Origin of the sequence: Neptuniibacter sp. UBA6509, assembly GCA_002435145.1 — a bacterium.
In the GTDB taxonomy this organism is placed as follows: Bacteria; Pseudomonadota; Gammaproteobacteria; order Pseudomonadales; family Balneatricaceae; genus Neptuniibacter.
The window spans coordinates 1-7,101 of record DJLT01000079.1; the positions used below are offsets into that span (position 1 = coordinate 1).

Annotated in this window: 5 protein-coding genes; 2 read left to right on the forward strand and 3 right to left on the reverse strand. The window is 41.4% G+C overall.

Going from position 1 to position 7,101, the window contains the following annotated elements; all coding sequences use genetic code 11:
- Window positions 1-324: 324 nt before the first annotated feature.
- Together B4K11_RS09900 and B4K11_RS09905 are read right to left on the reverse strand one after the other, a co-directional pair.
- On the reverse strand, window positions 325-1,599 hold the full coding sequence (locus tag B4K11_RS09900) for a surface lipoprotein assembly modifier (RefSeq protein WP_292950043.1): 1,275 nt from the start codon (window positions 1,597-1,599) through the stop codon (window positions 325-327).
- Window positions 1,600-1,752: 153 nt separating this feature from the next.
- The gene (locus tag B4K11_RS09905; RefSeq protein ID WP_292959346.1) at window positions 1,753-3,045 is read right to left on the reverse strand and encodes a transferrin-binding protein-like solute binding protein; all 1,293 of its coding nucleotides are present in this window, start codon (window positions 3,043-3,045) and stop codon (window positions 1,753-1,755) included.
- A gap of 381 nt (window positions 3,046-3,426) precedes the next feature.
- Between B4K11_RS09905 and B4K11_RS09910 the strand changes: the two genes are divergently transcribed.
- Window positions 3,427-4,062, forward strand: a complete 636-nt coding sequence (locus B4K11_RS09910; RefSeq protein ID WP_292950047.1) for a transglutaminase-like cysteine peptidase — start codon at window positions 3,427-3,429, stop codon at window positions 4,060-4,062.
- A 90-nt stretch (window positions 4,063-4,152) separates the two neighbouring features.
- The gene (locus B4K11_RS09915; protein WP_292950049.1) at window positions 4,153-6,180 is read left to right on the forward strand and encodes an HD domain-containing phosphohydrolase; all 2,028 of its coding nucleotides are present in this window, start codon (window positions 4,153-4,155) and stop codon (window positions 6,178-6,180) included.
- Between the two features lie 305 nt (window positions 6,181-6,485).
- On the opposite strand, the gene B4K11_RS09920 is transcribed toward B4K11_RS09915, so the two are convergent.
- On the reverse strand, window positions 6,486-7,101 hold a 616-nt coding region (locus tag B4K11_RS09920; RefSeq protein ID WP_292959347.1), incomplete at its 5' end, for a hypothetical protein.

A 7,101-nucleotide genomic window follows, 5' to 3' on the forward strand; every position in this document is an offset into this window, starting at 1 on the left:
AATCCAGTATCACTTCAGCAGTCTGTTGTTCAGTTTGTTGAAATTGGTACTGCAAAGACAGCATAAAAGCACCATTTCCATCTGGAGCTACCGGCCACACTAAACCAGGAACCGCACTCTTCATGTCGTACACATTTCACCTCTCATTTTAGGCTAAGCAAGAAAACTATTATCACTTAAGAAAATACCTTAGCAAAATGAATAACAATAAGAAAAAGTAATACTGCTCAACAGTAAAACAAAGGATCTAGCAAACCCCAATAACAATCTTCAAGCAATAAAAAAGGCACCTAAAAAGGTGCCTTTAAATACATAAACTAATCTTTAGAATTTGCGGCTTACATTGAAAGAGATCTGATTACGCTCATATTCATATAGCTCAACATTTGATTCCGCTTCCGTTCTCATCCAAAGTAACGACAGTTCAAATTCATTGGCGATCATATGCTTACCACCAATAATTAGCTGAATTTCTTCCTCATCACGAACCTTACCAACGCCCGTAACAATACCGCCATATTCACTCTCATTATACGATAGACGACTAAAGACACTACCTTCAGGCTTAACCTGCCAGTTAATACCAGCATATGCACCCCAGCCATCGTTTGAATATTCAGCTTCTCTAGCCTGATTATTGAAATACTCAATACCTGCTTGAACACCTACAGTATTGTTTTTATAACCTTTACCTAAAGATGCACCTACAGAATAGTATTCAGAATCTCGACCTTGATCGGTCTCTTGCTCAAAATCTCGTTCGGTCACTTCAGCATCGATAGTAAACTCAGTACTCGCATCATAAGCCCAAGTCAAAGATGGCTGAAGGCCTATATAGTTAGCCAGTTTCTCATCACCCAAACGGATATGATCAGCCTGCAACGCAATATTGCCACGGAATTTTGAATTAGTAACGATAGCAGGACCCGTGCGAAGCGAGAGAACCGTTAAATCAAACTCGCCCTCTTCATCATAGCCCCTGTTATATAAAGTCGCGCCGCTCTGCCAAAACAACATTCCTGTACTTTGACCAAAACGAAGGGTTTTACCTGTACGGTAGCTATGATCATAACCAGCGGTTAATACCAAGGCAGAATCACTAATTGGCTGACCTGAAGTAATATCCAGAATATCACCATTAATATTGATCACATCGCTTGATGGGCCCACATTAACGTTGCTATCAAATAAAATACCAGCAGAAAGGTTAAATTTATGATCATGCTGAGGAATTAACTGTTCAGCATCTTTCTTTAACTGTGCCAAGAAAGCCAAAATAGACACTCGTACACTCGGAGGCGTCTGAGGATCATCTAATACAGCCTGTGCTTGCTGCTCAGCTTCTTGATACTGGAGCGTCTGCATATAAGCAACCGCTAATTCAAGACGCGCTCGGTGCAAGGCTGGCTTATTGCTTAAAATAGTCTGGAAGGATTCAATCGATTTATAAGGTGCGCCTTCTTCACGTTCTTTCATTCCCTGCTTAAAAAACGCTTCGGGATCGAACTGTTCTTCTGTCGTATCTGCGGCGATAACTGATGATGCCATTACAGACAACACAACACCTGACAGGATAGAACCCCTGCTAAAATTCTTCATTCTTCCATTCCCCTTCTTGAAATACGCTACTTTCTTTACAGCTGAGCGCTTATATAAAGAGGAGTATAACTACTGCGCATTTTTCACACAACAAAAAAGACACTTTAAAAAAGTGCCTTTTAGTCTTAGCGTGCAAAATAGCTGTATTGTGCTCTATTTCCGTTTTGGATTAGGTGTTTTTACAAGATGAGTACTGAAGGTCGTAACGTGCGCAGCATTCTCATACGATGGACTCGGTTGCTGGATATTAGCAGGGCTCGTGTTTGACTTAGTTTTCTCGATATCAGCAACTCCACCGATTTCACTCGCATTAGGCCCAAAGAAACTAGCAGTAACCGAACCATTTACAGAGCCGTCTTTCGCACTTAATGCACTAGAACCGGCAACAAGATTGACACCATCAATCGTACCACCATTTATGTCAAAGCCGACATGCCCTGTAACACTTGTACCATTAGCACTACTGTAAGCTGTTACACGGGTATCGTATCCGTTATTAAATGAGCCTCCCCACGTATTATCTGTAAAATTAATATTTAAATTGACCCCAGCTCCTAATGCCGTATGGCCAATGTATGTAGCAACAATCTGATTATTAAATTGAGCAAAATTGTCGAGCGAACCCAGTTCATTTTTAAGTGAAGACAAATCATCAAGCGTCGATGTAGTACCATACACAAAGCTACCCAAATACGATTGTATGTAACCTTCGTCAAGATTATTTGCACTTGAAATCCAGAAACCATGTGACAAGTTTTCACCACTCAAACCACCCAAATTGCCGTGATCTAGGCGCATATTCGGCGGTCTATAACCACGACAGTTACCAAGACACCAAAATGAAGTATCAACTAAACCATCTAACCGGCGGTTATCTCTGTCATATTCAACAAAGCCACCAAATGGTCCCTGTTGAAGAGGCAAGGATAAAATATCGATATATTGATCTGAATCTCCTCCCGGGGTAACTAAATACTGAAGCGCTCCGCGCCCATAACCTCGACCCTCGCCACCATCAATGGTTAATTCCTGCATGGAAAAACCAGCACTTACCGGGGTTAAGCTAGACATACTCATTCTAGGACGAAGAATACGAGCTCCTGCTTCTTGAGATTCTTCACCGTAACCATAATGCAGAGCTACGGGGTGATAGCTTGCATAACCACAAGGAGCACCAGGTAAACAGCCGCTCGCGACATCAACCGGAGTGTCACTATCAGGTCCAGCAAAATCAGGATCTATAAATACATATTCAGAGCCTGCCGCACCGGCGAATATCAGTGCATTAATAGTCGCTTCTGGCCCAGCAGCCGTTGCAACCGGGATTGCCCAAGGCCCCCATTCCGTTACGGAATCCTCTTCTTCCTCTTTTTGCTGATTAGCATAAGCTGAAGAAAACATTACTGCTGACACAAGTGTCACTAAAGTGATTTTTTTAAAGTCCATATCGCACCCCACCAATCCTAAAGCCGCCAAGCTTTGTAATTTATCTCCTAGTTACAGCGTAGACGCCAATAGCTAAATCAGCGTAAAAAAAAATGCAGAATTTCACCTGATTTATTTTCATATACTGTTAAAAACTTAAGTACACTCATTCATACTCGGCTTTAATAAGTTACGCTTTTAAGTACACGCCCCTGCAGCCATAAACATCAGCTTGGCGATTCCCTCACGCTGAATTCATCATTTAGAGCTGATCAATATGCCTAAAAACCATAACGTCACTTGATCAATTAAGATGAGATACCTAATTTAGAGCCTGAAAGGTGGATTTTCTGTACTAGTTATATATTCTTTATCTATCTAATAGATGGGTTAAGGCGAGGCATGATGACAGCATTAAATTCTAAACATTTTACTAGCCTCCTTTTGTTATTGATTTTGGCCATACCGTCAAATGCATATGCAGGTCTATTCGGCTCAGAAGAACTCCCTCAGCGCTCCCTCAATGAACTCCCGCAATGGCTTAGCTACATGGAACGCCACTTAAGGGAAGACACGCCGGAGGAGATATGCAGACAATCTGGACTATGTAACTTAAAGCCTTGGTATAACTTCCTTAATAGCTTAAGAGGGTTATCCAAAAGGGAGCAGTTGGAACGAGTTAACCAATATGCAAATAGACAGCCCTACATCCAAGACATTGATAATTATGGTCAAACCGATTACTGGGCTGTAGTCAGGGAGTTCTTATCTCGCAGTGGTGATTGTGAAGATTATTCACTCACTAAGTTTTTCTCTTTACGACTGCTAGGGTTCACTAACGAGGAATTAAGAATCGTTGTACTACAAGACACAAATTTGCGTATAGGACATGCAGTGCTAGCGGTTAACTATGGCGGAGATCAATTAATACTAGATAACCAAAGCAGGCAAGTAATCTCACATCGAAGCATTAAACACTACACCCCGCTTTATACCGTAAACGAACAACGTTGGTGGTTACACATGCCCGTGTTTTAAGAATACTGCTACTATCTCTAGTAGCTTCTAAGAATTAAATTAAAGTCATAAATGATGTAAATACAATATCTAACACTTGGATCTAAACTCATGAAACGAGTATTAACAACCGGATTTATCAGCCTAACGCTCATATTTTTAATATGCCTACTGTTGATTAACCGTTTTACTGAGCAACAGCAATCCCAAAACGTACAACACTGGCAAACAACCCTTTCTGCTCTTGCCGACAATCAAAGCCTGAGTGTCACTCGTTGGATGTTTGCTACACAGTCTCCCATTAAAGAGATCGCCAATAATAGTTCTGTTCGCCTCTACCTACAGCGTTTAAATGGAAAAACAGTGGAGGAACAAGAACAAACAGCTCAAAAAGATTACTTAAGGAACTTAATTACTGCCGCAGCCAATAGAGAAGGCTATAGCGATAAGCTGCGAACAACGGTCAACGCTAATCTACGCGTCATAGCCAATAGCTCCCTTGCGCTTTATGACTCAAACTTGCAACTGATTGCAGGGACTCCAGGTTTAGCGCCAATTAGCTCCTCTATCGTTAATGTTATTGAAAGCAACCCTAAAGCTGACACTGTTGCACCAACAGACATCTGGCTCAATGAGAACCAAATCAGCCAAATTGCTTTTATTTCTGCTATTACAGGCCTACCGCAATTTGGATCAGAAGGTAAAACTATCGGCTACATCATCGGGACTAAAAATGCTGAAAAAGAGCTCTACAGTTTACTACGAAACTTTAGCGTCGAACTTCAATCATTAGAATCCGCACTCTTACAGAAAAAAGATGAAGGCATTGTCTATGCAAGTCCTCTTCGCCAAGATAACTCATCTGCACTCACCAAAATAATTCCGTCCAACGGAAAAACAGCCGCAGCCAGTGCATTTAACTCTACAGGGCAATTTATTGAAGCACATGATTACAGAGGCACTGAGGTATTAGCGGTTAGCCGCAATATTGCCAGCACTAACTTAAAGCTGATCATCAAAGTAGATCGTACGGATGCGCTAGGGCAAACCACAGAAGAGCAAGCAGAACTACAAACGATGTTAGTGCTTGGCACATTAGCATTATTGGCCATGCTCGTTGCCGCAGGTTGGTACGGCCATTTACTCCAGACGCAAAAAGCGAACGAAGAACTCCAGCACACCTCTTTCGAACTTGAAAAGAAAAGTAACTTGCTTGATACGATCAATGACAATGTTACCGATATGGTTCTGATCGTAGACAGTAAAATAAACCTTGCGTTTATCAACAGAGCGCTAGCTGACAAAGTAGCGATCAATCCAGATGACAGCCAAGGTAAAAACCTTAATTCAGTACTTGGTAGTGCTTATGCAGAACAGCTTACACCAATCATAGAAGACTGCTTTGAGAACCAAGAAAATAGATCAGAGAAAAAGACTCTCGAGCTACAAGGAATTCACAGCACCTTTATCATCAATTTAGTGCCGATGAAATATGGAGAGTCAGAAGCAGTGATGCTTAATTTCCATGACATCACAATGATCGAAGAGCACCAACAAAAGCAAACGAAGCTTCTGCATCAAATTATGCAATCCCTTATGAATGCCATTGATTTGCATGACCCTTATTCTGCTAACCATTCACAGAAAACCGCAACAATTGCATTAGCTATTGCTGACTCAATGAATATCGATAAAAGTGATCGAGCAGCACTTGAAATTTCAGCCAACCTTTGCAATTTGGGTAAGCTATCTATTCCTCAGGAACTTCTCACTAAAACAGGCATCCTCACTCCAGATGAAAAAGCAATTGTTCAAAACGAGGTCCAACACACACAACGCATGCTTCAAGAAATAGAGTTTGAAGGACCTGTTCTAGAAACGATATTGCAGAAACATGAATATTTAGATGGCTCGGGCTCTACAGGCATTAGTGGTGATGCACTTTTACTTAATTCTCGTATACTAACAACTGCAAATGACTTTGTGGCAATGATAAGCCCTAGAGCCTATAGGGATAGTCTAGCCATCGATAAGGCTCTAGATATACTCTTAGAAGATGCAGGTAAACGTTACGATCGCCAAGTTGTAGCCGCACTTTTTCATGTAGCCCAAAACAAAATTAATTTTGATTCAATTTAAAAATTAACAGCCTACCAAACAACAGTATGCCAACTGAATGACTGCAGTTGGTATACTGATTTACCATTAATCACAGCTGATTTATATACTTGAGCGACGCATCCGAAAAAGGTTGATCCACCCAGTTTTTCTTGATGAGCACTGGCGCTTCATAAAGGCGCTTGGACAATTGGCAATATTCAAAGCCAAATGAAATAACGATTAAAAAGCAAGGGGCTAACAGTCGTAAAAGAAGGCTATTACTGGTTTATTAAGAGGCTAATATATCACCCTAGGAAAGACACTGTTCACATCAATATAACCGTCTAATGGATTATAGGGGGCTCATCCGGCGCTTCAGGAACTACAATGTGACCACTACTATCGAGCACTAATACACCTTGCTCAACTCCTAATTCGAGCATTTGATGAAGCATCATATGCGTTAAATGGGCACTGATAATCAAACCTGCCGGAGGGTCACCATCAAAAAGATCTTCTTCAATGAGGTCTTCAGCTCTTAAGCCCAATAACAAAGGATTTTCAGCTATTAAAGGAGAGATATCTTCCGGCGAGAAGACTGAATAATCAGAAGAGATCTCTAAAGCCTGCTGGTAAGGATCTTTCACCGTGGCATTCGTCTCAAGTAGCTTTATAAAATCAGCTTCTGCCGCTGAAAAAATCTGCGTTAATTTACTCGCACCACCTAACGCAATATTACGTTTGGCGGTTTCAGAGGAGCTATAATCGATATCGATGGGGTACTGACTGTCCTGAGTAAGCTCCTCTTCATCAACTAAAATATGCCCTTCTTCATCGGCTTCAAGCCATTCCCGCTCTACAGCTACGGATAAAAGCCCTTCTAATGCAGCGGCCACGATATTACTACAGACTATCACCGCAACTGAGGGGTTTTCACTCTCCTGGCGATTCAGAATCAAG

Excerpts from the sequence above, each read along its gene's own strand:
- B4K11_RS09915 (WP_292950049.1), top strand. The coding sequence starts at position 4,153 with ATGAAACGAGTATTAACAACCGGATTTATCAGCCTAACGCTCATATTT.
- B4K11_RS09910 (WP_292950047.1), top strand. The coding sequence starts at position 3,427 with ATGATGACAGCATTAAATTCTAAACATTTTACTAGCCTCCTTTTGTTA.
- B4K11_RS09900 (WP_292950043.1), bottom strand. The coding sequence starts at position 1,599 with ATGAAGAATTTTAGCAGGGGTTCTATCCTGTCAGGTGTTGTGTTGTCT.
- B4K11_RS09905 (WP_292959346.1), bottom strand. The coding sequence starts at position 3,045 with ATGGACTTTAAAAAAATCACTTTAGTGACACTTGTGTCAGCAGTAATG.